We start from the raw sequence: 26163 nt of genomic DNA, 5'->3' as shown, positions 1-26163 counted from the left end.
TTCCATCGTTGGGGAGCCCGCCCGCCGTCGGCGTCGACCGGGGACAAAGCGCGTGAATTGCCCATAGGCCCGCGCCCCCGGCGTCTGGTTTCTCCCGAAAGGGATCGAGACCGGGTCCGGCTAAGCCTCAACAGGGCTGCCCACCGGACGCTGGCGTAAAACGACCGCGCGGAGCGATCGGCTTCGTCGAAACGGTATTTATCAAAGAACTCCGGACGTCGTCCGGCGCTCCGCGACCCTTTCCATCAGCTCAGCGGCCAGCCGCGTGAGGACGACAGATCGTGCCCGCTAACACTTGCCCCCACCTGGCGGCTTCGCCGCCTGTCCGCCCCCAGAGGGGGCGGAGCCTAGGCCGCCGCCCTGGCCTTCGCGAACTCCATCGTCCCGTCGTCGACCTTGCCGTAGCGCAGGGCCACCAGGTCCAGGGCGTAGTTCTGGTGCACCTTCCACGGGGTCTTGGCCCCCTGCTTGGGCAGGACGGCCAGGGCGCGCTGGACGTAGCCCGACGAGAAGTCCAGCCAGGGCTCGATCTCCATCTCGCCCGGCGGCAGGCGCGGCGTGCAGATCCGGGTTCCCGTGCGGTCCATGTGGCCCAGCAGGCGGCAGACATATTCGGCCGTCAGGTCGGCCTTCAGGGTCCAGCTGGCGTTGGTGTAGCCGAAGGTCGAGGCCAGGTTCGGCACGTCGCTGAACATCATGCCCTTGTAGCTGGTGGTCTCGTGCGGCGCGATCTTCCGCCCGTCGACCACCACCTCCATTTCGCCCAGCAGCTGCATGCGCAGGCCCGTGGCGGTGACGATGATGTCGGCGTCCAGGGTCTGGCCCGACTTCAGCAGCAGGCCGTCCTCGGTGAAGGTCTCGATCTGGTCGGTGACCACCGAGGACGTCCCGGCCTTGATGGAGTCGAACAGGTCGGCGTCCGGCACCAGGCACAGCCGCTGGTCCCACGGATTGTAGCGCGGCGTGAAGTGGGTCTCGATGTCGTAGTCGGGGCCCAGGTGCTGGCGCACCAGGCCCAGCAGCTGCTGCTTGGTCTTCTCCGGCTTCTTGCGGGCGATCCGGAAAAACAGCATCTGCATCAGCACGTTCTTCCAGCGGGTCAGGCCGTAGGCGGTCATGGCCGGCAGTCTGGCGCGCAGCCAGTTGGCCAGGCCGTCCTCGGCCGGGCGCGAAACCACATAGGTCGGCGAGCGCTGCAGCATGACTACATGGCCGGCCGTCCGGGCCATTTCAGGCACAAGAGTCACGGCCGTGGCGCCGCTGCCGATCACCACGACCGTCTTGCCGGCGTAGTCCAGGTCCTCGGGCCAGTGCTGGGGATGGACGATCCGGCCCCGGAACCGCTCGGTCCCCGGGAAGTCGGGCGTGTAGCCGGCGTCGTAATTGTAATAGCCGCTGCACATCGACAGGAAGCCGCAGCTGATCTTGACGATCCGACCCTCGTGCTCGGCCTCGACGGTCCAGGCAGCGGTCTCCGACGACCAGCTGGCCCGCTTGACCTTGTGGCCGAAGCGGATGCGCGGGGTGATCCCGTGCTCGTCGGCGGTCTCGCGGACATAGTTCAGGATCGAGGGGCCGTCGGCGATGGCCTTGGCCTCGCGCCACGGCTTGAAGGCGTAGCCCAGGGTGTACATGTCGCTGTCCGACCGGATGCCGGGATAGCGGAACAGGTCCCAGGTGCCGCCGATCGCCGCCCGCGCCTCGAGGATGGCGTAGGTCTTCCCGGGGCGGTCGCGCTGCAGGTGGTAGGCCGCGCCGATCCCCGACAGGCCCGCGCCCACGATCAGTACGTCGAAGTGCTCGATGGCCATCGCGCTTCCGCCCTTAGGTTCATCCGGCCCGGTGGTCCAGGCGCTCGCGTATATGAACATTGTTCACTAGCAAACGACCGTTTAGACGGAACGTCAACCGCGGCGTGGCGAACGACGATGCGGCTTCGTCGGCCTCGCATCGGTTTTGATTGCAAACCTTCGCCGGCGACGCGTATGCGGTCTCCATGTCCCTGCGCGACTTCGGGTTGCTGGTCCTGGTCTGTCTGGTCTGGGCCTGCAACAACATCATCTCCAAGATCGTGGTCGCCCACTGGGGCGTGCCGCCGCTGTTCTACGCGGCGGTGCGCTTCGCCATCGTCGCGGCCGTGACCCTGCCGTGGCTGCTGCCCGCGCCCCGGCCGGCCTGGCGGATCCTGGTGGTCGGGCTGCTGATGGGAGCGGGCAACTTCGCCCTGCTGTTCATGGGCTTCAAGACCGCCTCGCCCTCGGCCTCGGCCGTCGTGATCCAACTGGCGGTGCCGTTCACCACCATCCTGTCGATGCTGATGCTGGGCGAGAGAGTGCGCTGGAAGCGCGGCCTGGGCATCGCCCTGACCCTGACCGGCGCGGTGGTGGTGATGTGGAACCCGCACGGCCTGAGCCTGTCGCCCGGCCTGTGGTTCATCGTCGCCTCGGCCTTCACCGGCTCGCTGGGGGCGGTGATGATGAAGCAGATCGAAGGCGTCAAGCCGCTGCAGTTCCAGGCCTGGGTCGGGGCGACCTCGATCCTGCCGCTGGGCCTGCTGAGCCTGGCGACCGAGCCCGGCGGCCTGGACTTGGCGCTGAAGGCCGGCTGGCCGTTCCTGGCGGCGCTGCTGTTCTCGGCCCTGATCGTCTCGGTCCTGGCCCACACCGCCTATTACGGCCTGATCCAGCGCCACGACGCCAACCTGGTGGCGCCGCTGACCCTGATGACCCCGCTGATGACCATTGGCCTGGGCGTGCTGATCACGCACGATCATTTCGACGCCCGGATGGGACTCGGCGCGCTGCTCGCGCTAGTGGGGGTGCTGATCATCGCCCTGCGCAGGAACCAGGTGATGCCGCTGCTGCTGCTGACGAGGAACCGCTCTCAATGACGTCGCCAAAGGGCCTCATCGACGCTCCGTCGCCGAACTTCGACGCGCGCAAGGCCGTGCCCGACAGCGTCGTCCTGCACTACACCGGCATGGAGACCGGCGAGGCCGCCCTGGCGCGGCTGTGCGATCCGGAGGCCAAGGTCTCGGCCCACTACATGGTCGAGGAGGACGGCCGGGTCTTCCGCCTGGTGCCCGAGGAGCGCCGCGCCTGGCACGCCGGGGCCGCCTTCTGGAAGGGCGTCAAGGACATCAACTCGGCCTCGATCGGCGTCGAGATCGTCAATCCCGGCCACGAGTTCGGCTATCGTCCGTTCCCCGACGCCCAGATCGCCGCGGTGATCAACCTGCTGGCCGACATCCGCTCGCGCTGGACCATCGACGACGACCGCATTCTGGGCCATTCCGACATCGCCCCCGGCCGCAAGATCGATCCGGGCGAGCTGTTCCCCTGGAAGCGCCTGGCCGAGGCCGGCCACGGCCTGTGGGTCGAGCCGCCGCCGTCGCCCGGCGCGCCGCTGGGCCGGGGCGAGGAGGGGACCGGCGTCTTCGCCCTGCAGGCCGGCCTGACCCGCCTGGGCTACAACTGCGCGCCGTCCGGCCAGTACGACGAGTGGACCGAGACCGTGGTCGCCGCCTTCCAGCGCCACTGGCTGCAGACCCGCTTCGACGGCGTGGCCGACGGCGAGACCCGCGCCCGGCTGGTCGCCCTGCTGCGGGCGGCGGGCTGATGCATCCGGCCCAGTCGTTCCGGGTGGAGGATCGCCAGACGCTGCTGGCCTTCGTCCGCGCCCATCCGTTCGTGACCCTGGCCGCCGCCGTCGGTGGGCGGCCGTTCACGGCCCAGGCCCCGGTGGTGGTCCGCGAGCTCGACTTCGGCGAGGTGGCGCTGGACTTCCATCTGTCGCGCGGCAACGCCCTGGCGCCGTTCGTGGTCCAGGGCTTCCGCGCGGTGGCCCTGGCCACTGGTCCGGACGCCTATGTCAGCCCCGACTGGTACGGGAGCGACGACCAGGTCCCGACCTGGAACTACGTCTCGGCCGAGGCCGAGGGCCTGGTCGCGCCGCTGAGCGACGAGGAGTTCGTGGCGCTGCTCGACGATCTGTCGGCCCAGGAGGAGGCGCGCCTCCTGCCCAAGAAACCCTGGACCCGCGACAAGATGAGCCCCGGCCGCTTCGAGGCGATGATGCGCGGCGTCATCGGCTGCCGGCTGAGCGTCGAGCGGCTGGAGGGGACGTTCAAGCTGGGCCAGAACAAGAGCGAGGCCGAGCGGGCGGGCGCGGTCGCCGGGTTGGGGGATCATCCGGTGGCGGAGCTGATGAAGACGCACAACGCTTGACCCGGGCTCCCGCGAGCGTCACTTAGGCCCCGGACCAGATGGTCGGACGGCCGCGGCGCTCTCGCAGCGTCGAGGAAAGTCCGGGCTCCACGGTGACAAGGCGGCGGGTAACGCCCGCCGGGAGCGATCCCAGGGATAGCGCCACAGAAAGCAAACCTCCTCCCTCCGGGGCGGGAAGGGTGAAAGGGTGGGGTAAGAGCCCACCGCGGACCTGGCAACAGGGACGGCATGGCAAGCCCCGCCTGGAGCAAGACCGAATAGGGACCCCGCGCCGGCCTCGCGTCGGATAGGCCGTCACTGGCCGAGAGGGTCCGGGTAGGTCGCGAGAACCGTCCAGCAATGGGCGGTCCAGAGGAATGGCCGTCTCGCGTTTTCGAACGTAGACAGAACCCGGCTTACAGACCGTCTGGTCCATTGCTCCCGACCGCGGGAGCCGCGAAAAAGTGGGTTTCAGCCCCACCTGTTCCCAAGACCTCGCCGGCGCGACCCCGCGTTCCCTTGCCCGCAAGGCCTTCCGCAGAGTCCAGCACCCCGCGAAATCTTAACAAGTTCCATGTATGTTCTGTGGATAGATTCATGGGGTCTGTGAGCGACCCTCGCGACACCTTTGTTTTGCCGGCTAAACGGCCGTTGGTGTCATTGTATCCCAATCAATCCCATGTTAACCCATCTCGTGTCGGGGCGATCGAGGCGGGCGTCCGGCGACGGGCTTTAACAGGGGTAGCGAGGTGTTTCTCTCGACGTTCGAGAAGCAGCTGGACAGCAAGCGGCGCATCGTCGTGCCGCAGGACTTCCGCGCCGCGCTCTCGGGTCCGTTCGACGGGATCTTCTGCTTCCCCTCCATCGAGGCCGACTGCCTGGAAGCGGGCGGAAAAGGCCTGTTCGACCGCTACCAGGGCGTGATCGACGAGCTGCCGTTCGGAGATCCCCTGCGCTCGGCCCTGGAGACCAGCGTGCTGGGCGGCATGGCGCGGCTGTCGTTCGACACCGCCGGCCGCATCACCCTGCCCGACACCCTGTGCGAGATGTTCGGCCTAACCGACTGGGTCGCGGTGGTCGGCCTGGGCGAGCGGTTCCAGATCTGGTCGCGCGAGGCCTTCCAGGTCCACCGCGCCGCCCAGCGCGAACTAGCCCGAGACGGCCTGGCCGCCCTGCGCGCCCAGCAGCGCGTCGCCCGGATCGGGGGCGCGGCGTGACCGACCTTGACACCGCTCAGGAAGCCGGCGCGCCGCACGTCTCGGTCCTGCTGGACGAGGTGGTCGCCGCCCTGGCCTCGGGGCCGGGCGACGTCGTCGTGGACGGCACGTTCGGGGCCGGCGGCTACACCCGCGCCATCCTGGCCACGGGCGCTTCGGTCATCGCGTTCGACCGCGATCCGAGCGTGGCCCGCTTCGCCGCGCCGATCAGCGCTTCGTTCGGCGCGACGGATGGTCGCTTTCGGTTGATTCAGGACCGTTTCTCGCAAATCACCGCGTATCTGGAGGATGCGTCGGTGGACGGCGTGACCCTGGATCTTGGCGTGTCTTCCATGCAGCTCGACGAGGCTGAGCGCGGCTTTTCCTTCATGCGCGACGGTCCGCTGGACATGCGCATGGGCGCCGACGGCCCCACCGCCGCCGACTTGGTCAACGAACTGGATCAGGTCGAGCTGGCCCGCATCCTCTACGTCTATGGCGAGGAGCACGCCTCGCGCCGCATCGCCAGCTTCATCGTCAAGCGCCGGGCCGAGCGGCCGTTCACCCGCACCCTGGACCTGGCCGCGGTGATCGAGCGCGCCCTGGGCGGCCGCAAGGGCGCCAAGGTCCATCCGGCCACCCGCTCGTTCCAGGGGCTGCGGATCGCGGTCAACGCCGAGCTGGAGGAGCTGGAGGCCGGCCTCGTGGCCGCCGAGCGCGTGCTCAAGCCTGGCGGCCGCCTGGCGGTGGTCACCTTCCACTCGCTGGAAGACCGCATCGTCAAGAATTTCCTGGCCGAGCGGGCCGGCCGCACGCCCGGCGGGTCGCGCCACGCGCCGCCGATCGAGGCGGGGGCACCGCCCAGCTTCCAGCTGATCTCGTCCAAGGCGATCGCGCCCGGCGAGGTCGAACTGGCGGTCAATCCGCGCGCCCGCTCGTCCAAGCTGCGCGCCGCCGTGCGCACGACGGCTCCGGTCTGGAGCGCCGCATGAGCCTGTCGAGCATCTTCGATCGCCGCGTGCGGGGTTTCCGGGTCGTCGAGCTGGTCTGCCTGACCGTCCTGCTGGTCCTGGTGCTGGGCGTCTACATGGCCAAGACCTTCGCCGGCCGCGAGCGCGCCGAGATCGCCTCGGTCGAGCGGCAGATCGAGGACGAAAAGCTGCGCGTGCGCCTGCTCAAGGCCGAGGTCGCCTATCTGGAGCAGCCGCGCCGCATCGAGCAATTGGCCCAGCAGCTGCAACTGGCGCCGATCAAGCCCGAGCACGAGACCACCGAGGACGCCCTGATCGACGTGGCGCGCCACGCGCCAGCCGCCCACGCCCCGGCCTCGCCGACCGCGGCCGCCAACACCGATGCGGCGGCGGCCGAGGCGCCGGAGTCCACGCCGGACGACTACCCGTCTCCGGAGCAGGCGTCCGGGGAGGCTCCGCGATGAGCCTGGCCAATCTCGCCCCTGGCGGCGCGCCCGCGGCCTGGCGCTGGCTGATCGAACGGGTCTGGCGGCTGGAGCACGCCTTCGAGCGTTCGCGCGCCGCCGCGCGGCCCGAGGACGACACCCGCATCCGCATCTTCTTCGTGATGGCCATCTTCGGCCTGGCCTTCACCGTGCTGGCCCTGGGCGCCACCTGGGCGGCGGTGTTCTCCAAGGTCGGCGGCAACGGCTACCTGGCCTCGACCGACGGAGCGCGGGGCGACCTGGTCGACCGCAACGGCCAACTGCTGGCCGTCGACCTGACCCACTACGCCCTCTACATCAATCCCAAGGACGTCTGGGACGCCAAGGCGACCCGCAAGGCCCTGCACAAGGCCCTGCCGCAGGTCCCGCTCGAGCGCCTGGACAAGGCGGTGTTCTCGGATCGCCGCGGTTTCGTGCTGGGCGGCATGACCCCGGCCGAGAAGGACGCCGTCTTCGACCTGGGCCTGCCCGGCGTCGAGTTCGAGGAGCAGGCCGCCCGGGTCTATCCGCTGGGCGCCAGCGCCGCCCACTTCATCGGCTTCGTCGACAAGGGCGGCAAGGGCCTGTCCGGCGCCGAGAAGGCCCTGGACAAGCCGGTGCGCGAGGCCGCCGCCAAGGGACCGGACGGCGCGATCCCGCTGTCGATCGACCTGCGCGTCCAGGCCGCCCTGGAGGACGAGGTCCGCAAGGCCGCCATCGAGTTCCAGGCCAAGGACGCGGTCGGCATCGTCACCAACGTCCATACCGGCGAGATCCTCGGCCTGGTCAGCTATCCGGACTACGATCCCAACCAGCTGAACCAGGCCTCGGCCGAGCAGATGACCAACCACGCCGCCGCCTCGGTCTACGAGATGGGCTCGACCTTCAAGGCGTTCACCGTGGCCATCGGCCTGGACACCGGGGCGGCGACGCCGGCCTCGACCTTCGACGCCCGCGAGCCGTTCAAGCTGGGCTACCGGACGATCCACGACTTCCACGCCGCGCGGAAGATCCTGACCCTGGTCGAGGTGTTCCAGCACTCGTCCAACATCGGCACGGCCATGCTGGCCGAGCGGATCGGCGGCGAGCGGCTGAGCCGCTATTTCAACGCCCTGGGCCTGACCAAGCCGGCCAAGGTCGAGCTGCTGGAATCGGCCCGCCCGCTGACGCCGAAGAAGTGGGACGACGACGCCGTCGCCTCCACCTCGTTCGGCCACGGCATCAACGTCTCGCCCCTGGCCCTGGCCCAGGCGATGGGCGCGCTGCTGAACGGCGGCACGCTGCAGCCCCTGACCATCCACAAGCTGGCCCCCGGCGTGCGCCCGGAAGGGCCGCGCGCGGTGTCGGAGGAGACCTCGCAGCAGATGCTGCAGATCATGCGCGCCAACGTCACCGGCGGCAGCGGCAAGTCGGCCAACATCCCGGGCCTGTCGGTGGGCGGCAAGACCGGCACCGGTGAGAAGTACGACCCGGCCATCCGCGGCTACAACCACCAGCGCCAGGTCTCGTCGTTCGCGGCGGTGTTCCCGACGGAAGGGCCGATCGAGGCCGACCGCTATTTCGTGCTGGTGCTGCTGGATGAGCCGAAGGGCAACGCCAAGACCCACGGCTTCTCGACCGGCGGCTGGGTGTCCGCGCCGGCCGCCGGCCGGGTGATCGACCGCATCGCCCCGTTCCTCGGCGTGCGTCGCCAGACGGACATCTTCACCGTGGCCCAGCAGCCGCCAGCCGCCAAGGAGGCGGGACTTTGAGCAAGACGCTTTCGCAGATCCTGAATCGGCCCTGCGCGGTCGATCCCGTGATCACCGGGGTCACCGCCGACAGCCGCAAGGTGCGTGAAGGGTTCCTGTTCGCGGCCCTGCCGGGCAGCAAGGCCGACGGCCGCACCTTCATTCCGGGCGCGATCGCCTCGGGCGCGGCCGCCGTGCTGGCGCCGGACGACGTCGAGGGGCTGTCGGTTGCCGTCGTCCACGCCGGCGACCTGCGCCGCGCCTACGCTCTGGCCGCCGCCCAGTTCTGGGCCGTGCAGCCGCAGACCTGCGTGGCCGTGACCGGCACCAACGGCAAGACCTCGGTCGCCGGCTTCTGCCGCCAGATCTACGCCCGGCTGGGCCGCAAGGCCGCCAGCATGGGCACCCTGGGCGTGGTGGTCAGCGCGCCGGGCGTCGCCGACCAGCAGCTGACCCCGCCGGGCCTGACCACGCCGGACGCCGCCGACGTCGCCGAGATGATGGCCCGCCTGGCCGCCGAGGGCGTCACCCACCTGGCCGTCGAGGCCTCGTCGCACGGAATCGACCAGCGCCGCCTGGACGGCGTGCGCCTGACCGCCGCCGGCTTCACCAACTTCACCCAGGACCACCTGGACTATCACGGCACCATGGGCTGCTATCGGGCCGCCAAGCTGCGGCTGTTCGAGACCCTGCTGCCGCGAGCCAGGACCGCCGTGCTCAACGCCGACAGCGACGCCTTCCCGGCCTTCGCCTCGGCCGCCGTCACCTCGGGCCAGACCATCCTGTCGGTCGGCCACGACGGGCAGGGGCTGCGGCTGGTCGAGCGCACGCCCGTGCCGCAGGGCCAGCGCCTGAAGATCGCCGCCGGCGAGCGCGAGTTCGACATCCTGCTGCCCCTGGCCGGCGACTTCCAGGCCTCCAACGTGCTGGTCGCGGCCGGCCTGGTCCTGGCCACCGGCGAGGATCTCGACGCCACCATCGCCGCCCTGGAGCATCTCGAAGGCGCGGCCGGCCGGCTGCAGCGGGTCGGGACCGGGGCGCGCGGCGGCGAGGCCTATGTCGACTACGCTCACACCCCTGACGGCCTGGAGACGGTGCTGGCCGCCCTGCGCCCCCACACCCGCGGCAAGCTGATCGTGGTGTTCGGGGCCGGCGGCGACCGCGACCGCGGCAAGCGTCCGCTGATGGGCGAGATCGCCGCGCGCCTGGCCGACGTCGCCATCGTCACAGATGACAATCCCCGCTCCGAAGAGCCCGCCGCGATCCGCGCCGCCATCCTGGCCGCCGCGCCCGGCGCCCGCGAGATCGGCGATCGCCGCGAGGCCATCCGGGCCGGCGCGGCCCTGCTGGCCGACGGCGACGTGCTGGTGGTGGCCGGCAAGGGCCACGAGCAGGGCCAGCTGGTGGCCGGCGTCAACCACCCGTTCGACGACGTGACCGAAACCGCCCAGGCGCTGGAGGCCGTCCATGCGTGACCTTGCCAAGACGCCGCTGTGGACCGCCGACGAGATCGCCGCCGCCACCGGCGGTCAGGTGCTGGCCGACTTCGCGGCCACCGGCGTGTCGATCGACAGCCGCAGCATTGAGCCCGGCGACCTGTTCGTGGCGCTGACCGGCGCGCGCGACGGCCATGAGTTCGTCGTCCAGACCGCCGACAAGGGCGCGGCCGGAGCGCTGATCTCCAAGCCCGTCGCCGTTCCGGCCGTGCTGGTCGAGGACACCTTCCGGGCGCTGGAGCGCCTGGGCGTGGCCGCCCGCGAGCGCGCCCCCCAGACCCGGCGCGGCGCGGTGACCGGCTCGGTCGGCAAGACCAGCGTCACCCGCGCCGTCGAGGCCGGCCTGCGCCGGGCGGGCAAGGCCCACGCCTCGGTCAAGTCGTACAACAACCACATCGGCGTGCCTCTGACCCTGGCCCGCATGCCGCGCGACACCCAGCGGGCGGTGTTCGAGGTCGGCATGAACCACGCCGACGAGATCACGCCGCTGTCGGGCTTCATCCGCCCGCACGCGGTGGCCATCACCACCGTCGGTCCCGTCCACCTGGAGAACTTCGCCGACGGCGAGGAGGGCGTCGCTCGGGCCAAGGCCGAGATCTTCGCCGGGCTGGAGCCGAACGGCGTGGCCGTGCTGAACGCCGACAATCCCTGGTTCCCGCTGCTGAAGGCCGAGGCCGAGAAGGCCGGCGCCCAGGTCTGGAGCTTCGGCACGGGCGAGGGCGTCACCGCCCAGCTGACCGTGTTCGCCGCCGGCCCGAACGGCGCCCAGATCACCGCCGTCCTGCGCGGCGAGACAATCTGCTTCCCGATCCTGCAGACCGGGGTGCACTGGGGCCTCAACAGCCTGTGCGTGCTCTTGATGCTGGAGGCTCTGGACGTCGACCGCGAGACCGCCCTGGCCGCCCTGGCCGAGTTCGAGCCGATCGAGGGCCGCGGCGCCGAGCGGGTGGTCAGGATCCCCGGCGGGACCTTCACCCTGGTTGACGAGAGCTACAACGCCAATCCGGTGTCGATGCAGGCCGCCCTGGCCACCCTGGGGGCGCGCGACGTCGCCGGCCGCCGCATCGTCGCCCTCACCGACATGCTGGAGCTCGGCCCGCAAAGCGCCCGATTCCACGGCGATCTAGCCAGCCCGATCGCGGCCGCCGACATCGACCTGGTGTTCTGCGCCGGGCCGTTGATGAAATCTTTGTGGGACGCGCTTCCGCCGACTCGGCGAGGCGCGTACGCCCAGAGCGCCGCCGAACTCGCGCCCCAGGTCGCGTCGGCGATGCGGGCGGGCGACGTGGTGATGGTGAAGGGATCGAACGGATCGAAGGCGGGGGCCGTGGCCGCCGCCCTGGGCGCGCTCGACCTGGCAGGACAGGACTGATGCTGTATTTCCTCTACGAGTGGCTGTCGCGCGGCGGGCACGAGCACGTGCCGGTCCTCAACCTGCTGAAATACCTGACCTTCCGCACCGGCATGTCGATGCTGACGGCCTACATCGTGGCCGTCGCCATGGGCTCGCGCTTCATCCGCTGGATGAAGGCCAAGCAAGGCAAGGGCCAGCCGATCCGCACCGACGGCATCGCCCGCCACGTCACCGAGAAGGCCGGCACCCCCACCATGGGCGGCTTCATGATCCTGGCCGGCCTGTTCGTCGGCTCGCTGCTGTTCGGCGACCTCGAGAACGTCCACGTCTGGGTGGTGCTGGGCATCACCGCCGCCTTCGGCGTGCTGGGCTTCATGGACGACTACGCCAAGGTCACCAAGCAGACGACCGCCGGCCTCTCCAGCGGCCAGAAGCTGGTCGCCCAGTTCATCGTCTCGATCCTGGCGGCCGTGGTGCTGATCGTCTTCGCGCCCAAGACCTCGATGACGCCGGGCCTGGAGACATCGGTGGTCTTCCCGATCTTGAAGAACCTGGTGATCAACCTCGGCTGGTTCTACGTGGCCTTCGCCGCGATCACGATCGCCGGCTTCTCCAACGCCGTGAACCTGACCGACGGCCTGGACGGCCTGGCCATCGTGCCGGTGATGTTCGCCGCCTCGACCTTCGGCCTGATCGCCTACCTAGTCGGCAACGTGAAGTTCGCCGACTACCTGAACCTGCACTACGTGCCCAGCGTCGGCGAGCTGGCCGTGCTGTGCGGCGCGATCATCGGCGGGGGCATGGGCTTCCTCTGGTACAACGCCCCGCCGGCCAAGATCTTCATGGGAGACACCGGCTCGCTGGCCCTGGGCGGGGCCCTGGGTTCGATCGCCGTCTGCGCCAAGCACGAGCTGGTCCTGGGCGTCGTCGGCGGCCTGTTCGTGGCCGAGGCGCTGAGCGTGATGATCCAGGTCGCCTACTTCAAGAAGACCGGCAAGCGCATCTTCCTGATGGCGCCGATCCACCACCATTTCGAGAAACTCGGCTGGGCCGAGAGCACCGTCGTCGTCCGCTTCTGGATCGTGGCGATGATGCTCAGCTTCGTCGGCCTCGCCACCCTGAAGCTGAGATAGGAAGGGGCGCGCCATGATCCCGGTCCGCGGTTTCGAGGGCAAGACCGTCGCCGTGTTCGGCCTGGGCCGGACGGGGCTGACGGCCGCGCGCGCGCTGATCGCCGGCGGGGCCAGGGTGGCGCTGTGGGACGAGAAGCCGGCCAGCCGCGAGGCGGCCGTGGCCGAAGGGCTGAGCGTCGTCGACCTGACCACGGCCGACTGGAGCCAGTTCGCGGCCCTGATGCTGTCGCCGGGCGTGCCGCTGACCCATCCCAAGCCGCACTGGACGGTGACCAAGGCCAAGGCGGCCGGGGTCGAGGTGCTGGGCGACATCGAGCTGTTCGCCCGCACGGTCAACGCCGCGCCCGAGCACAAGAAGCCCAAGATCGTCGCCATCACCGGCACCAACGGCAAGTCGACCACCACCGCCCTGATCGGCCACCTGTGCCGCCAGGCCGGGCGCGACACCCGGGTCGGCGGCAATATCGGCGAGGGCGTGCTGGGCCTGGAGGACATGCACGGCGGCGCGGTCTACGTGCTGGAGCTTTCGTCCTACCAGCTGGACCTGACCTCCAGCCTCAAGCCCGACGCCGTCGTGCTGCTGAACATCTCGCCCGACCACCTGGACCGCCACGGCGGCATGGACGGCTATATCGCCGCCAAGCGTCGGATCTTCCTGAACCAGGGCAAGGGCGACACCGCCATCATCGGCGTCGACGATCCCTGGTGCCAGCAGATCTGCACCGAGATCACCGCCGCCAACCGCCGCACCATCTGGCCGATCAGCGCCGGCAAGGCCATGGGTCGGGGCGTCTACGCCCTGCAGGGCGTGCTGTACGACGCCACCGGCGAGCGGGTGACCGAGATGGCCGACCTGCTGCGCGCCCGCAGCCTGCCGGGCCGCCACAACTGGCAGAACGCCGCCGCCGCCTACGCCGCGGCCCGCGCCCTGGGCATCCCCCCGCACCAGGCCGTCGACGGGCTGATGAGCTTCCCGGGCCTGGCCCACCGGATGGAGACGGTCGGCAAGATCGGCAAGGTCCGCTTCGTCAACGACAGCAAGGCCACCAACGCCGACGCCGCCCGCCAGGCGATGTCCAGCTATCCCAAGTTCCACTGGATCGCCGGCGGCGTGGCCAAGGCCGGCGGCATCGACGACCTGACCGACCTGTTCCCGCGCGTCGCCACGGCCTATCTGATCGGCCAGGCGGCCGAGGACTTCGGCAAGACCCTGGAGGGCAAGGCCCCGGTGCGCCAGTGCGGCGACATCGAGACCGCCGTCGCCGCCGCCTATGCCGACGCCGCGGCCTCGGGCGAGGAGGCCATCGTCCTGCTGTCGCCGGCCTGCGCCTCGTTCGACCAGTTCGCCGACTTCGAGCAGCGGGGCGAGGCCTTCCGCGCGGCGGTCAACGGCCTGGGCAAGGCGCCGGTCTCGGCCGCCAAGCGGGCTTAGGGTTCAGGGGCCAGCACTTGCCCCCCTACTGGCCTTCGGCCGTCTTCCCCCAGAGGGGGAAGAGCCTGAAGCGCTCCGCCCCCATGGGGGCGGACAGACCGCGACGCGGGCAGGTGGGGGCAAGTTCGAGTCCATTCGCCGCATCTCCGCCAAGCTCCGCCGCAACACTCGATTAACCCTAAGCTCCGACCCTCCGGCCATGACGTTCCAGACCACCCACGCCTTCGCCCGCACCGACCGCTCGCGGCTCGGCGTCTGGTGGTGGACGACCGATCACTGGCTGCTGGGCGCCACGGCGGTGCTGGTCACGGTGGGGGTGCTGCTGTCGTTCGCCTCCAGCCCGGCCGCCGCCGCGCGGATCGGCATCGACGACCAGTTCCACTTCGCAGTGCGCCAGTGCATCTTCGGCCTGGGCGCGGCGCTGATCGTGCTGTCGGTGTCGATGCTCAGCCCCCGGGGCATCCGCCGCTCGGCCTTCTTCATCTACCTCCTGGCCATCGGGGTCATGGCGGCCCTGCCGTTCATCGGCCACAGCGCCAAGGGCGCGGCCCGCTGGCTGCTGATCGGCGGCTTCACCTTCCAGCCGTCGGAATTCATGAAGCCGGCCCTGATCGTGCTGGTCTCGTGGATGTTCGCCGAGGGCCAGAAGGGCGAGGGGGTGCCGGGCGTGTCGATCGCCTTCGCCCTCTATTTCATCGCCGTGGCCCTGCTGCTGGTGCAGCCCGACGTCGGCCAGACCGTGCTGATCACCATCGCCTTCGGGGCCGCCTTCTGGATGGCCGGGGTGCCGATCTCGTGGATCATGGGCCTGGGCGCGGTGGCTGTCGGCGGGCTGATGTCGACCTATTTCCTGTTCGACCACGTGCACGCCCGGGTGCAGAAGTTCCTCAGCCCCGACCAGGCCGACACCCACCAGATCACCCGCGCCGCCGAGGCCATCCACGCCGGCGGCCTGTTCGGGCGCGGTCCGGGCGAGGGGGTGATGAAGCGCCACGTGCCCGACCTGCACACCGACTTCATCTATTCGGTGGCGGCCGAGGAATACGGCCTGGTGTTCTCCCTGGCCCTGATCACCCTGTTCGCCTTCGTCGTGGTGCGCGGGCTGTACAAGGCCATGAAGCTGACCGACACCTTCGAGCAGGTGGCCGCCTCGGGCCTGTTCGTGCTGGTGGGCCAGCAGGCCTTCATCAACGTGGCCGTGAACCTGAACATGATCCCGACCAAGGGCATGACCCTGCCCTTCATCAGCTATGGCGGCTCGTCGATGCTGGCCATGGGCCTGACCCTGGGCATGGCCCTAGCGTTGACGCGCAAGCGTCCGGGGGCCTATGGCGGGGCGGGAGAGTTCGACCAGGCGGGGGCCCTGGGGTAGGACTCTTCGAAGGAGAGCCGCCTTGCCCGTCATTCGCTCGCGTACCGGAGCCGTCTTCCCATGAGCAAGCTGGCCGTCGTCGCCGCCGGGGGCACCGGCGGGCACCTGTTCCCCGCCCAGGCCCTGGCCGAGACCCTGGCCGCCCGCGGCTGGCGCATCGTGCTGGCCACCGACGAGCGCGGCGCGCTCTATGCCGACAAGTTCCCGGCCCAGGAGCGCCTGGCGCTGTCCGCCGCCACCGCCAAGGCCGGCGACCCGATCGGCATGGTCAAGGCCGGCCTGGCGGTCTGGCAGGGGGTGAACCAGGCCAAGGCCGCCTTCAGGCGCCTGGACCCGGCGGTGGTCGTCGGCTTCGGCGGCTATCCCGCCTTGCCCGCGTTGCTGGGTGCCCTGGCCCAGAAGCGGCCCACCGTGATCCACGAGCAGAACGCGGTGCTGGGCCGCGTGAACCGTTTCCTGGCGTCGCGGGTCGACGCGGTCGCCTGCGCCTTCCCGACCTTGCAGATGGCCAAGCCCTCGGTGAAGGCCCGCGCCCATGTGGTCGGCAACCCCGTACGGCCGCCCGTGCGCGCGCTCTACGACGTGCCCTACCTGCCGCCCGAGGTGCAACTGCGCATCCTGGTCACCGGCGGCAGCCAGGGCGCGCGCCTGCTGTCCGAACTGATCCCCGAGGCCGTCGCCAAGCTGCCCGAGGAGATGCGCGGCCGCCTCAAGGTGTTCCAGCAGGCCCGGGCCGAGAGCATGGAGGGCGCCCGCAAGACCTATCGCAACGCCATGGTCGAGTGCGAGGTCGCGCCGTTCTTCCGCGACATGGCCGGCTATCTGCGCCAGGCCCACCTGGTGATCGGCCGCTCCGGCGCCTCGACCTGCACCGAGCTGGCCGTGGCCGGCCGTCCGTCGATCCTGATCCCCTTGAAGATCGCCGCCGACGACCACCAGCGCTTCAACGCCCGCCTGCTCGAGGACGCCGGCGGCGCCGCCGTCTGCCTGGAGGACGAACTGACCGTCGACGCCATGGCCGGGGCCCTGAACGCCCTACTCAAGGATCCCGAACGGCTGGCGCGCATGGCGGAGGGGGCGCGGAGCGTGGCCAAGCCGGACGCGGCGGAGGAGCTGGCGGACCTAGTGGAGAAGACGGCGCGTTAGGGTCCATCAGCTTTCGCGCCCGGAGCCGTCCGGCTCGGAGCGCTGTAAAATTGTAATGTAAGGAATGCTCTCCAGGATTGATCTGGAGCTTGATCTGATGGACGGTCAAGCTGCGCGCCTGTCGCGCTTTTCAGAGGGGAGAGTCTCGATGACCATCCGCATCAAGGCGGTTCTCGCCGGCGCGGCGACCGCCTTCGTCGCCCTGGGCGCTCCGGTCGCCATGGCCGAGGATCCGCTGACCGCCTACACCTACACCTACTATGCCGACGCGGCGAAGACGCAGGTGCTCGGACAGGTCAGCGACCTGGGCTGCGGCCAGGTGGGCGACTACGTCTATGTGGTCCGCGCCAATGTGCCGTCGCCGTACTATGACGCCGAACCGATCTTCGTCTGCACGGGCGGCGGACCGACCCTCCCCGGGGGCTGACCGAGGGGCAGCAACCCGCCGCGCCTTTCGAGAGGCGGGCGCGAGGCCGGTCGCAGGCGGTTGCGATCGGCTAGGGTTCGGCGCCCGTCGCGATCAACGGCCGGCCGACCTTCACGGCCTCTTCGACGCTTGCGGCCGGCGCCACGCCGACATAGGGCCGCCAGCCGTCACAGATCACCTTGGCCGCCGCGTCGTCCGCGCCGCCCGGCGGGATCGCCGCCGCCGGCCGCTGGTCGCCGCTGACCGGACCCTCACGGCCGCCCGCCCGCACGCTGGAGAAGCCCACATGGGCGATCGTGCGGGCGTCGCAATCGATGACTTCATAGCGCCAGCCGCCCCAGAAGGCCTCGGTCCCGGCGGTGAAGCCCTCCTCGGTCACCTGCAGCACGCGCAAGCGCGCCGTCCGCCCGGTCCAGGCGATCCCGCCCATGTCCACGAAGGTCGCGAAGCGGCCGACGTCGGCCAGTCGCAGCTCCAGCGGGGGCTGGGCCAGGGCGGGTGAGGCGAGGGCGACCGCGCCTCCCCCAAGCAGCGCGGCGAAACGGGGGAGGAGAGGAAAATCCACGGCTTCTGCACCAAACATCCCGTTCCACCTCGTCGCCAAATCGTCTAATCCGCTGTGATGATCCAGCGTCGACGACCCGTCCCCTTCGAACTCGGCCCCGTGCACTTCATCGGCATCGGCGGCATCGGCATGTCCGGCATCGCCGAGATCATGATCCGCATCGGCTACACCGTGCAGGGCAGCGACGCCAAGGCCAGCGCCAACACCGAGCGGCTGGAGAAGCTGGGCGCGCGGATCTTCATCGGCCATGACGCGGCCCATGTCGACGGGGCCTCGGCCGTCGTCTATTCGACCGCGGTCAAGGCCGACAATCCCGAGATGGCCGCCGGCCGCGACAAGCGCCTGCCGCTGGTCCGCCGCGCCGAGATGCTGGCCGAGCTGATGCGCCTGCAGTTCTCCGTCGCCGTCGGCGGCACCCACGGCAAGACCACCACCACCTCGATGGTCGCGGCCCTGCTGGACGCCGGCGCCCTGGACCCGACCGTGGTCAACGGCGGCATCATCAACGCCTACGGCACCAACGCCAAGGTCGGCGAGGGCGACTGGATCGTGGTCGAGGCCGACGAGAGCGACGGCTCGTTCCTGAAGCTGAAGTCCACCGTGGCCATCGTCACCAACATCGACGCCGAGCATCTGGACCACTGGGGCACGTTCGACGCGGTCAAGAAGGGCTTCCAGGACTTCATCGAGAACATTCCGTTCTACGGCTTCGCGGCGGTCTGCACCGACCATCCGGAAGTCCAGGCCCTGACCGCGCGCATCGAGAATCGCCGCCTGGTCACCTACGGGACCAACCCGCAGGCCGAGGTCCGGGTCTCCAACATCCAGATGGGCCCGGACGGCGCCCAGTTCGACATCGTCGTCTCGCCGCGCGACGGCGAACCGGTCCGCTATGACGGGCTGAAGATGCCGATGGCCGGCCATCACAACGTGCTCAACGCCGCCGCCGCCGTGGCCGTGGCCCGCGAGCTGGGGGTCGACGCCGAGGCCATCCGCGCCGGCCTGGCCGGCTTCGGCGGGGTCAAGCGCCGCTTCACCACCACCGGCGTCGCCAACGGCGTCCGCGTGGTCGACGACTACGGCCACCACCCGGTCGAGATCGCCGCCGTGCTGAAGGCCGCCCGCGCGGTCTCGACGGGCAAGGTGATCGCCGTGGTCCAGCCGCACCGCTTCACCCGCCTGCGCGACCTGATGACCGAGTTCAGCAGCTGCTTCAACGACGCCGACACGGTGATCGTCGCCGACGTCTACACGGCCGGCGAGCAGCCGATCGAGGGCGTCGACCGCGACCACCTGGTCGAGGGCCTCAAGAAGTTCGGCCACCGTCGCGCCCTGCCTCTGGAAGGCCCCGCCGCCCTGCCGGCCCTGATCGCCGCCGAGGCCCAGTCGGGCGACCTGGTGGTGCTGCTGGGCGCCGGGGACATCACGAGCTGGGCCTACGCCCTGCCGGGGCAGCTGGAAGCGCTGGCGAAGTGAGGCGCGCGACCCTGAATCCCTTCTCCCCTGGCGGGAGAAGGTGGCGCGAAGCGCCGGATGAGGGGTTGAAGGCCGAGACAACCGCGTACGGCGTCACCGCCAGCGCGACCCCTCATCCGTCAGCTTCGCTGACACCTTCTCCCGCAAGGGGAGAAGGAGAGAGTTCACGATGACCTGGAAAACCAACCTCCCCGCCGTTCGCGGCAAGCTGCTGGTCGACGAGGCCCTGGCGCCGTTCACCTGGTTCCGGGTCGGCGGTCCGGCCGACGTGGTGTTCCTGCCGGCCGACGAGCAGGACCTGAGCGACTTCCTCAAGGCCCTGGACCCGGCCGTGCCCGTGCTGGCGATCGGCGTGGGCTCCAACCTGCTGGTCCGCGACGGCGGGGTCGAGGGCGTGGTGATTCGGCTGGGCAAGGGCTTCAACGGTGTCGAGCCCCTGGGCGACAACCGCATCAAGGCCGGCGGCGCCGTGCCCGACGCCATCCTGGCCCGCAAGGCGGCCGAGGCCGGGATCGCCGGGCTGGAGTTCTACGCCGGCATCCCCGGCACGGTCGGCGGCGCGACGATCATGAACGCCGGCTGCTACGGCTCGGAGACCGCCAACGTGCTGGTCTCGGCCCGGGTCATGGACCGCCAGGGCCAGGTGCGCGAACTGACGACCGAGGACCTGCACTTCACCTACCGTCACAGCGCCCTGCAGGACGCCGGCGACCTGATCGTGCTGGACGCGGTGTTCGAAGGGCTTCCCGACGACCCCGCCGCGATCAAGGCCCGCATGCGCGAGATCACCGAGCGCCGCGAGACCACCCAGCCGATCCGCGAGAAGACCGGCGGCTCGACCTTCAAGAACCCGCCGGGCCATTCGTCCTGGAAGCTGGTCGATGAGGCCGGCTGGCGCGGGCGGCTGTACGGCGGGGCGATGTTCAGCCCGCTGCACAGCAACTTCCTGATCAACACCGGCGAGGCCACCGCCGCCGACCTGGAAGGCCTGGGCGACACCGTGCGCGCCGACGTGCTGGCCAAGACCGGGATCCAGCTGGACTGGGAGATCAAGCGCATCGGGCGGGCGGGGTAAGATGCTCCCCCTTTGGGGGAGCTGTCGGCGAAGCCGACTGAGGGGTCCTGCGGTCGACGCCCAGTTGCCCCCTCCGGCCCTCTGGGCCACCTCCCCCAGAGGGGGAGGATCTTGGGCGCCCAACCACCGAGCATCCCAAAGGTTACGGATAGTTCATCCGGTTGTTGCCTATTCCGGGCGCGGAGCGGTGCTATGAAACCCCCAGACGAGGGAGATTTCATGCGCCTGTTTCGTACGCTGCTGACCGCCGCCGCCGTTTCCGCCCTGATGGCCGGGGCCGCTTCCGCCCAGGATGCCAAGACCGCCGAGGCCCTGCGCGACAAGGCCCTGCTGGACCGCACCGCCTGGGACGTCACCGAGGACCTGACCACCACCATCGGCCCGCGCCTGGTCGGCTCGCCGGCCATGGCCCGCGCCAAGGACTGGAGCGTCGCCAAGTTCAAGGCCCTGGGCTTCACCAACGTCAAGGTCGAGGAGTTCGCCAAGCCGTCGTGGACCCGCGGCGAGGAGAGCGCCGAACTGGTCGCCCCCTATCCGCTGAAGCTGAGCATCGTCGGCCTGGGCCGCACCGTGCCGACGCCCGCGGGCGGGATCGAGGCCGAGGTGGCGCTGTTCAAGACCTATGCCGAGATGGTGGCCGCGCCCGAGGGGGCGCTGAAGGGCAAGATCGTGGTGATCACCCAGCCGATGGTCCGCGCCCAGGACGGCGCCGGCTATGGCGTGGCCGGCATCTCGCGCCGGACCGGTCCGGTCGAGGCCGCCAAGCGCGGCGCGGCCGCCCTGCTGATCCGCTCGGTCTCGACCTCGGACTCCACCGTGCCGCACACCGGCGTCACGGCCTTCGGCGACGGCGTCGTCTCGATCCCCTCGGCCGCCCTGGGCGTGCCGGAGGCCGAGCAACTGGAGCGCCTGGCCGCCAAGGGGCCGCTGCGCATCAGGCTGAAGCTGGCTTCGACGGTCGATCCGGCCGACGTGGCCTGGAACATCTCGGGCGAGATCAAGGGCTCGGAAAAGCCCGACGAGGTGATCGTCGTCGGCGGCCACCTGGACAGCTGGGACGTCGGCACCGGCGCCCTGGACGACGCCACCGGCGTGGCCATCACCACGGCCGCCGCCAAGCTGATCGGCGACCTGCCCAAGCATCCCAAGCGCACCATCCGCGTGGTGATGTTCGGCTCGGAAGAGAGCGGCGGCTCGTCGGAAGCCTATCTGGCCGCCCACAAGGACGAGCTGCCCAAGATCGTCATGGCCGGCGAGAGCGACACCGGCGCCGACCGCGTCTACAGCCTGCAGATCCCCAAGGGTTCGGCGGGGCACCCGGCCATGCAGACCGCCGCCCGCGTGCTGACCGCCCTGAAGATCTATGTCGACCGCGCCCCGCCGGCCCACGCAGGCGCCGACATCGAGGGCCTGGAAGAGTCGGGCGTGCCGGTGGTGGCCCTGAACCAGGACGCCAGCCGCTACTTCGACTACCACCACACCATGGACGACACTCTCAACAAGGTGCGCCCCGAAGAACTAGCCCAGAACGTCGCCGCCTGGGCCAGCTTCCTCTACCTGGTGGCCGACAGCGACATCGACTTCCGCGCGTTGAGCGCGGCGGCCCCGGCAGCGGCGGGGCACTAAGGCCCTTACCGCCCGCCTTTCAATTGTCAGCCCGGACCGTGCGCCTACCGCAACCGACAAAGCGCCCTCGACGGTCCACGGAAACGAACCAGCGGCCTCGCGCCGCTGGTCTCCCTGGTCGGGCGTCCAGGCCGGGACGGTCTCCAGGTCCCCGAAAAGCTGAGCGCTGATCTCCCCGCGTTTGGCGCCGGGCGTCAGCACGATCTTGTCGATCGGGCCGCGCAAGGCGATCGCCGTCTGGGTCGCGGCCGGCCCAGTTGGGCGGCGGTCGGGACAAAGGCGTGGGTCGGAAGCGGGTATCCGCTTCCGACCCGAAAGGTCATTCGTGCGCTCTACGCGCCTGGCGTCCGCTCCGTAGCAGGCTCCCGGCGCGGCGGGCGTGTTCGATCAGGCGAACAGGAAGTCGGCCGCGCTGAAGCTGGACGCATGCATGCCGGACACCAGCATGTCCATGTCGCCCACCGAGATCACCACGCCGGCCGCCGTGTCGGTCATGTGGATCGCGGAGGCGTAATCCCACGAGTGGATGCCCAGGCTCGATACGTCGAAGTGGTCGCGTTCCGCGCCGGAGTAGTTGTGCGTGGCGAAGCCCATGACGGTGTCGTGGCCGCCGCCGGCTTCGAACCTGTAGACGTCGTTGCCGCCGCCGCCGGCCAGCTGGTCGTTGCCGGTCCCGCCGAGCAGGAAGTCATCGCCGGAACCGCCCAGCAGGCTGTCATTGCCGGAGCCGCCCGACAGGGTGTCCCTGCCCGAGCCGCCCGACAGGGTGTCATCGCCCGCCAGACCCGAGAGGTTGTCGGCGCCCCCGTTGCCCGAGAGGGTGTCGTTGCCGGCGCCGCCGGACTTCACGTCACCGCGGCCACCGCCCGACCAGTTGATGCCCGTCGGGGTCGGGGTCGGGGTCGGGGTCGGGGTTGGGGTCGGAGTCGGGGTCGGGGTCGGGGTCGGCGTCGGGGTGCTGGTCGCCCAGGGGTGCGAGGTGTCGAGCGTCGGCTCAGCGGACAAGTACGTGGTGTTGGTGACCTTCACCGCCGAGCTGGACGCCAGCTGGCTGTCAGTGAGCCCCCACACTTTCGTCCCGTCCAGCGTGGCCGAAGTGCCGCTGGCGTCGAACACTAGCGTTCCCCTGCCCATATCGTTGAGCACGGTGTTGCCGGTCATGGTCAGCGAGTTGACCGTATGCGTCACACCTTCGGCGCCGTAGGCGACGATGTTCGGATTGTCGCCATTCGGACCCTGTTGGATGATGTTGTTGGTCAGGGTCACCGCGCCGCCGTTCGGCAGGTCGACGCTGTAGCTCGAGGTGGAGTTGTTATCGATGATCCGCGTGTTGGTGATGATAGTCTCGGCGGCCCGGCTCTTGATCTCGTGGCCGACCACCGCGTCATGGAAGTAGCTGTCGGTGATGGTCAGCCTGGCGATGTCGCCGACATAGAGGTTGTGGGTGTAGCCGTCGCCGGCCCCGTTGTTGGCGAACTCGCTGTTGATGATGGTGATGGTGCCGCCTACGACGCCGCCGCCCATCAGGCCATTCTGATTGTCGTGGAAATAGTCGTTGGTCAGGGTCAGCGCGCCGCCCTGATAGCGGATGCCGGCGTCGTTGCCGCTCGCCCCCTGGGCTCCCGAGAACTCGAAGTGGTCGATCGTGGCGTCGGTGTTGACGATCAGGATGCCCTTGTCGTTGGGGATGTCGCCCGTCGCCACCATGTGGACCATCCCGCCTACGCCTTGCAGGGTGATCTTGGTGTTGATGGTCGCGAAATCGTTCGTGTACGTCCCAGCCTGAACCTGGATGACGTCCCCATCATGGGACGCATTCACCGCGGCGCTGATCGTCGAGTATTGCTGGCCTTGGCCAACCGTGAGTGTGGTCATTCGGCTTCCATTCTTGCTTGACGGCGCCCCCGCCCTCAGAGGCCCAATGCTGGGCCAATTGGGGCGACGGTGCGGCGCGAATGGGAGCCGGCCCGCCCCAATCCATTGATTTTAAACAACCTCCGACTGTCGGCCGGTGTATCCCGATTGCAACATTCTGAAGTCGCGCTGGTACCGGAACCAGAGCGCCGCGGCCTCCTCAGGACAGACAGATCGCTTGCGCAGTTTTGGAAAAGCCGCCTCGATGGCGGCGAAATCTTCCTGCTGCACAGCTTTGCAACCCGAGCTTTTAGGGGTGGCGGCGGATGAACGTGGCGCCGCGTCAGAATGCCGCAGTCTATCCTGCGTCTATTCTTCGCATATTTCAGAGAACACTGTTCGTAGTCTTCAGTGAACATTGTTCGTAATCTTCAGAGAACAGTGTTCGCGAATCGTCGGTGTGCTGGATCTCCAGACCCGGGGCGGCGCCACCAGAGGGTGCGACCACCCATTTTGTCATGCCCCAAGGCGCACCGGTGGCTATTTGAGCGGCTCGGGGGCCATGCCGAACCTCGCGCGGTCGCCGCCTTCGCGCGGTCCTCGGGATCGTTCAGCGCCTCAGCCCAACCGTTCGACCTGTCGGCGGTAGAGCTTGGCGAGGTGGGGGCGAACGTCGGGCGCGCCGAGCGGCGCCGGGTTCTGGCCTTGCTCGTTAGGCCGCACGGTCGCGGATCACCCAAGCGTGATTTCCTCGCCTGGCGATTTGCCCGCGCTCCGCCCGGCCCCGGGCGGCGGTGGCTAAGCCGCGAGGGTAGCGACCTCAGTGGGCGGGGAGGTCGGCCCCGGGCGTTCCGCGGCCATGGAAGGTCCGCCATTCCCGCTGAGTCGCCGCCCTGTAACCATCGAATGATGTATTGACAAATTATTCATCGAGTTCACTGTTAAGATTGGTAAATCATTGCATAATACAACTTCTATAAAGAAGATTATATCTAGGCAATGATCGCCGTAGTACTGATATTTGCATAGTAAAAATCAATAATAGACGATTTGGGCGAGGGTTTTTCGATGGAAGGCGAGGCGTATTCTGTTGGTCAGTCATCATTCCAGGTATCTACCCTGGGTGACTCTGGATCGGGACAGATCTCAGACGTTGAACGTGTCCGCGCATTCTGGCGCCGCGTCGAGCATTACGACGCCGGGTCGCAGGTCCGACAGGGCGAGCGCACCGGTCCTGGAAAACAGCTGATCATCGTCTCGGGCTGGGCTTGCGAGTTGCGTATCCTCCCTGACGGCCGGAGGCAGATTTTCTCGTTTCTTCTCCCCGGCGACGCCATCGAGGCCCGCGGAGCTGGAAGCGTCGGCGCCTGCGGCGTCGTCGCGCTCACGCGGCTCGAGGTCGTGAACCGCGGGCCGCAGCTGACGGACTCCGCTTGCCGGGACGCGGCGCTTCAAAGGGAGCGGCGCCTCTACGACCACCTCATGCGCATGGGGCGGCTCTCGGCGAAGGAAAGGGTGATCCATCTTCTGCTCGAGCTCCATGAGCGGCTCGAACGCGTCGGCCTGGTTCATGGCGAGACGTTCAAGATACCCTTGACCCAGGAGGTCTTCGCGGACGCCTTGGGGCTCAGCGTCGTGCACATCAACCGCACCCTGAAGGGTCTGCGCAAGGAAGGCTGGGTCTATATCAAGGCCGGATCCGTGACGCTCAGGAATCGGCCAAGGCTGGCGGCGGCGTCATGCTATCGATCGGAAGCCGACGATCTGGAGTTCGACGTGTTGACGCTACGCGCGAGTGAGGATTGCATGAGCCGCGCCATCCCGTCCCCGAAACGGAACTTGTCGGCCTAGAGCATTTTCGCGCGAAGCGGCCACCGGTTCGCGTGAAGAAAATGCGCCAGAACAAGGATCTAGGGCGCCCGGCTTGAGGCAATCAGGTCGGGAAACGCTCTAGCGCTTTCCGACCTCTGAGCGGCCTTGGGCTGGAAGCGGGAAGTGTGCGGACGCGTGGGCCGCTCAGGGATGGGGCCGATACAGTTCGTCGTCCCCCACCACGAGGCAGAGGCAGCCGGTCCGGGCGTCGGCCGTGGCGTGTGACGCGCGCGTCGCGGCCAGGTCCAGGAAGTCGCCGCCGGCATAGCGGTTCAAGCCGACCCGGACGGCGCCCGTCGCCACCAGAAGGAGTTCCGCCGCGTTCGGCAGGGCGAACGGCGCTCCTGGCGCGACCCTAAGCAGATGGACGGACTCGCCAAGGCCGCTGACGCCCCGGAGCGGCGCGCTCATGACGCCCCGGCCGGCCGCACGCCAACGCCCGATCGCCATGCGCCTCAGGGCGCGGGGGAGCGGTCCAGCCGCCGAAGGCGCCTCATGGCGGCCACGAGCGGCCGCCAGCCTGCCGTCGGGAATGTTCCGCGAGATCACCGCCGTCGAACGCCGACCGGCCATCCGTCCCAGGGTCAGCCTGCATTGTCGGCAGAGGTCAAGATGCGCGACCACCGCCAGCGCCGCGCCCGGCGCCAGGCCCCCGCGGTCGTAGTCCGAGAGCAGCGCGGCCGAGGGGTGTTCAAAAACCATCGACGATCCTTCCTCCCCGGCAGGGTCCTGCCAGACGTAGGCGTGCTTCACGTGCATACGGAGAGCT

Annotated in this window: 22 protein-coding genes and 1 other RNA gene; 19 read left to right on the top strand and 4 right to left on the bottom strand. The window is 69.3% G+C overall.

What is annotated here, in order from left to right; translation table 11 throughout:
- Positions 1 to 347: 347 nt before the first annotated feature.
- Positions 348 to 1811, bottom strand: a complete 1464-nt coding sequence (locus tag BM066_RS14415; protein WP_089928998.1) for a flavin-containing monooxygenase — start codon at positions 1809 to 1811, stop codon at positions 348 to 350.
- A gap of 185 nt (positions 1812 to 1996) precedes the next feature.
- Here BM066_RS14415 and BM066_RS14410 point away from each other — a divergent pair, with 185 nt between their 5' ends.
- The 15 genes from BM066_RS14410 (at position 1997) to BM066_RS14340 (ending at position 16926) form a co-directional block, all read left to right on the top strand.
- Positions 1997 to 2890: a DMT family transporter gene (locus BM066_RS14410; RefSeq protein WP_089929008.1), complete on the top strand. Its 894-nt coding sequence runs from the start codon at positions 1997 to 1999 to the stop codon at positions 2888 to 2890.
- Positions 2887 to 3618, top strand: coding sequence for an N-acetylmuramoyl-L-alanine amidase (locus BM066_RS14405; RefSeq protein ID WP_089928995.1), 732 nt, complete (start codon positions 2887 to 2889; stop codon positions 3616 to 3618). Before BM066_RS14410 ends, BM066_RS14405 begins: the two co-directional genes overlap by 4 nt.
- Positions 3618 to 4226 carry an FMN-binding negative transcriptional regulator gene (locus BM066_RS14400; protein ID WP_089928992.1) on the top strand — a complete coding sequence of 203 codons (609 nt, stop codon included), beginning with the start codon at positions 3618 to 3620 and terminating at the stop codon, positions 4224 to 4226. The genes BM066_RS14405 and BM066_RS14400 overlap by 1 nt, the downstream gene beginning before the upstream one ends.
- Before the next feature lie 34 nt (positions 4227 to 4260).
- Positions 4261 to 4640: RNase P RNA component class A (gene rnpB, locus BM066_RS14395), an RNA gene on the top strand.
- A 314-nt stretch (positions 4641 to 4954) separates the two neighbouring features.
- Positions 4955 to 5422, top strand: coding sequence for a division/cell wall cluster transcriptional repressor MraZ (locus tag BM066_RS14390; protein WP_089928989.1), 468 nt, complete (start codon positions 4955 to 4957; stop codon positions 5420 to 5422).
- On the top strand, positions 5419 to 6393 hold the full coding sequence (gene rsmH / locus BM066_RS14385) for a 16S rRNA (cytosine(1402)-N(4))-methyltransferase RsmH (protein ID WP_089928987.1): 975 nt from the start codon (positions 5419 to 5421) through the stop codon (positions 6391 to 6393). The genes BM066_RS14390 and rsmH overlap by 4 nt, the downstream gene beginning before the upstream one ends.
- Positions 6390 to 6836 (top strand): cell division protein FtsL, encoded by a 447-nt coding sequence (locus tag BM066_RS14380; protein ID WP_089928985.1) that lies wholly within the window; start codon positions 6390 to 6392, stop codon positions 6834 to 6836. The genes rsmH and BM066_RS14380 overlap by 4 nt, the downstream gene beginning before the upstream one ends.
- Positions 6833 to 8587: a peptidoglycan D,D-transpeptidase FtsI family protein gene (locus tag BM066_RS14375; RefSeq protein WP_089928982.1), complete on the top strand. Its 1755-nt coding sequence runs from the start codon at positions 6833 to 6835 to the stop codon at positions 8585 to 8587. The genes BM066_RS14380 and BM066_RS14375 overlap by 4 nt, the downstream gene beginning before the upstream one ends.
- Positions 8584 to 10041: a UDP-N-acetylmuramoyl-L-alanyl-D-glutamate--2,6-diaminopimelate ligase gene (locus BM066_RS14370; protein WP_089928979.1), complete on the top strand. Its 1458-nt coding sequence runs from the start codon at positions 8584 to 8586 to the stop codon at positions 10039 to 10041. Before BM066_RS14375 ends, BM066_RS14370 begins: the two co-directional genes overlap by 4 nt.
- Positions 10034 to 11434 carry a UDP-N-acetylmuramoyl-tripeptide--D-alanyl-D-alanine ligase gene (gene murF / locus BM066_RS14365; protein WP_089928977.1) on the top strand — a complete coding sequence of 467 codons (1401 nt, stop codon included), beginning with the start codon at positions 10034 to 10036 and terminating at the stop codon, positions 11432 to 11434. Before BM066_RS14370 ends, murF begins: the two co-directional genes overlap by 8 nt.
- Complete coding sequence (gene mraY / locus BM066_RS14360) at positions 11434 to 12549, top strand: phospho-N-acetylmuramoyl-pentapeptide-transferase (RefSeq protein ID WP_089928974.1); 1116 nt, start codon at positions 11434 to 11436, stop codon at positions 12547 to 12549. Before murF ends, mraY begins: the two co-directional genes overlap by 1 nt.
- A gap of 13 nt (positions 12550 to 12562) precedes the next feature.
- Positions 12563 to 13981 (top strand): UDP-N-acetylmuramoyl-L-alanine--D-glutamate ligase, encoded by a 1419-nt coding sequence (gene murD / locus BM066_RS14355; RefSeq protein WP_089928972.1) that lies wholly within the window; start codon positions 12563 to 12565, stop codon positions 13979 to 13981.
- A gap of 199 nt (positions 13982 to 14180) precedes the next feature.
- The gene (gene ftsW / locus BM066_RS14350; RefSeq protein WP_089928969.1) at positions 14181 to 15353 is read left to right on the top strand and encodes a putative lipid II flippase FtsW; all 1173 of its coding nucleotides are present in this window, start codon (positions 14181 to 14183) and stop codon (positions 15351 to 15353) included.
- 60 nt (positions 15354 to 15413) lie between these two features.
- Complete coding sequence (murG, locus tag BM066_RS14345) at positions 15414 to 16499, top strand: undecaprenyldiphospho-muramoylpentapeptide beta-N-acetylglucosaminyltransferase (protein WP_089928966.1); 1086 nt, start codon at positions 15414 to 15416, stop codon at positions 16497 to 16499.
- A 148-nt stretch (positions 16500 to 16647) separates the two neighbouring features.
- On the top strand, positions 16648 to 16926 hold the full coding sequence (locus BM066_RS14340) for a hypothetical protein (protein ID WP_089928964.1): 279 nt from the start codon (positions 16648 to 16650) through the stop codon (positions 16924 to 16926).
- Between the two features lie 70 nt (positions 16927 to 16996).
- Here BM066_RS14340 and BM066_RS14335 read toward each other — a convergent pair whose 3' ends face one another.
- Positions 16997 to 17491 (bottom strand): hypothetical protein, encoded by a 495-nt coding sequence (locus BM066_RS14335; protein WP_255367592.1) that lies wholly within the window; start codon positions 17489 to 17491, stop codon positions 16997 to 16999.
- Between the two features lie 57 nt (positions 17492 to 17548).
- Between BM066_RS14335 and murC the strand changes: the two genes are divergently transcribed.
- From murC to BM066_RS14320, 3 genes are all read left to right on the top strand, one after another.
- Complete coding sequence (gene murC, locus BM066_RS14330) at positions 17549 to 18967, top strand: UDP-N-acetylmuramate--L-alanine ligase (protein WP_089928962.1); 1419 nt, start codon at positions 17549 to 17551, stop codon at positions 18965 to 18967.
- A gap of 169 nt (positions 18968 to 19136) precedes the next feature.
- Positions 19137 to 20042: a UDP-N-acetylmuramate dehydrogenase gene (murB, locus tag BM066_RS14325; protein WP_089928960.1), complete on the top strand. Its 906-nt coding sequence runs from the start codon at positions 19137 to 19139 to the stop codon at positions 20040 to 20042.
- A gap of 219 nt (positions 20043 to 20261) precedes the next feature.
- Positions 20262 to 21668: a M20/M25/M40 family metallo-hydrolase gene (locus BM066_RS14320; protein WP_089928958.1), complete on the top strand. Its 1407-nt coding sequence runs from the start codon at positions 20262 to 20264 to the stop codon at positions 21666 to 21668.
- Positions 21669 to 22055: 387 nt separating this feature from the next.
- Here BM066_RS14320 and BM066_RS27285 read toward each other — a convergent pair whose 3' ends face one another.
- Positions 22056 to 23543, bottom strand: a complete 1488-nt coding sequence (locus BM066_RS27285; protein WP_143093738.1) for a calcium-binding protein — start codon at positions 23541 to 23543, stop codon at positions 22056 to 22058.
- A gap of 1047 nt (positions 23544 to 24590) precedes the next feature.
- On the opposite strand from BM066_RS27285, the gene BM066_RS14305 reads away from it, so the two are divergent.
- A complete protein-coding gene (locus BM066_RS14305; protein WP_089928956.1) occupies positions 24591 to 25373 on the top strand; it encodes a Crp/Fnr family transcriptional regulator in 783 nt (260 codons plus the stop codon).
- A 165-nt stretch (positions 25374 to 25538) separates the two neighbouring features.
- Here BM066_RS14305 and BM066_RS14300 read toward each other — a convergent pair whose 3' ends face one another.
- Positions 25539 to 26153, bottom strand: a complete 615-nt coding sequence (locus BM066_RS14300) for a zf-HC2 domain-containing protein (protein WP_143093737.1) — start codon at positions 26151 to 26153, stop codon at positions 25539 to 25541.
- Positions 26154 to 26163 lie beyond the last annotated feature (10 nt).

The organism is Caulobacter sp. UNC279MFTsu5.1, assembly GCF_900114015.1.
Taxonomy (GTDB): Bacteria; Pseudomonadota; Alphaproteobacteria; order Caulobacterales; family Caulobacteraceae; genus Caulobacter.
This window is presented reverse-complemented; position numbering and strand designations above follow the sequence as displayed.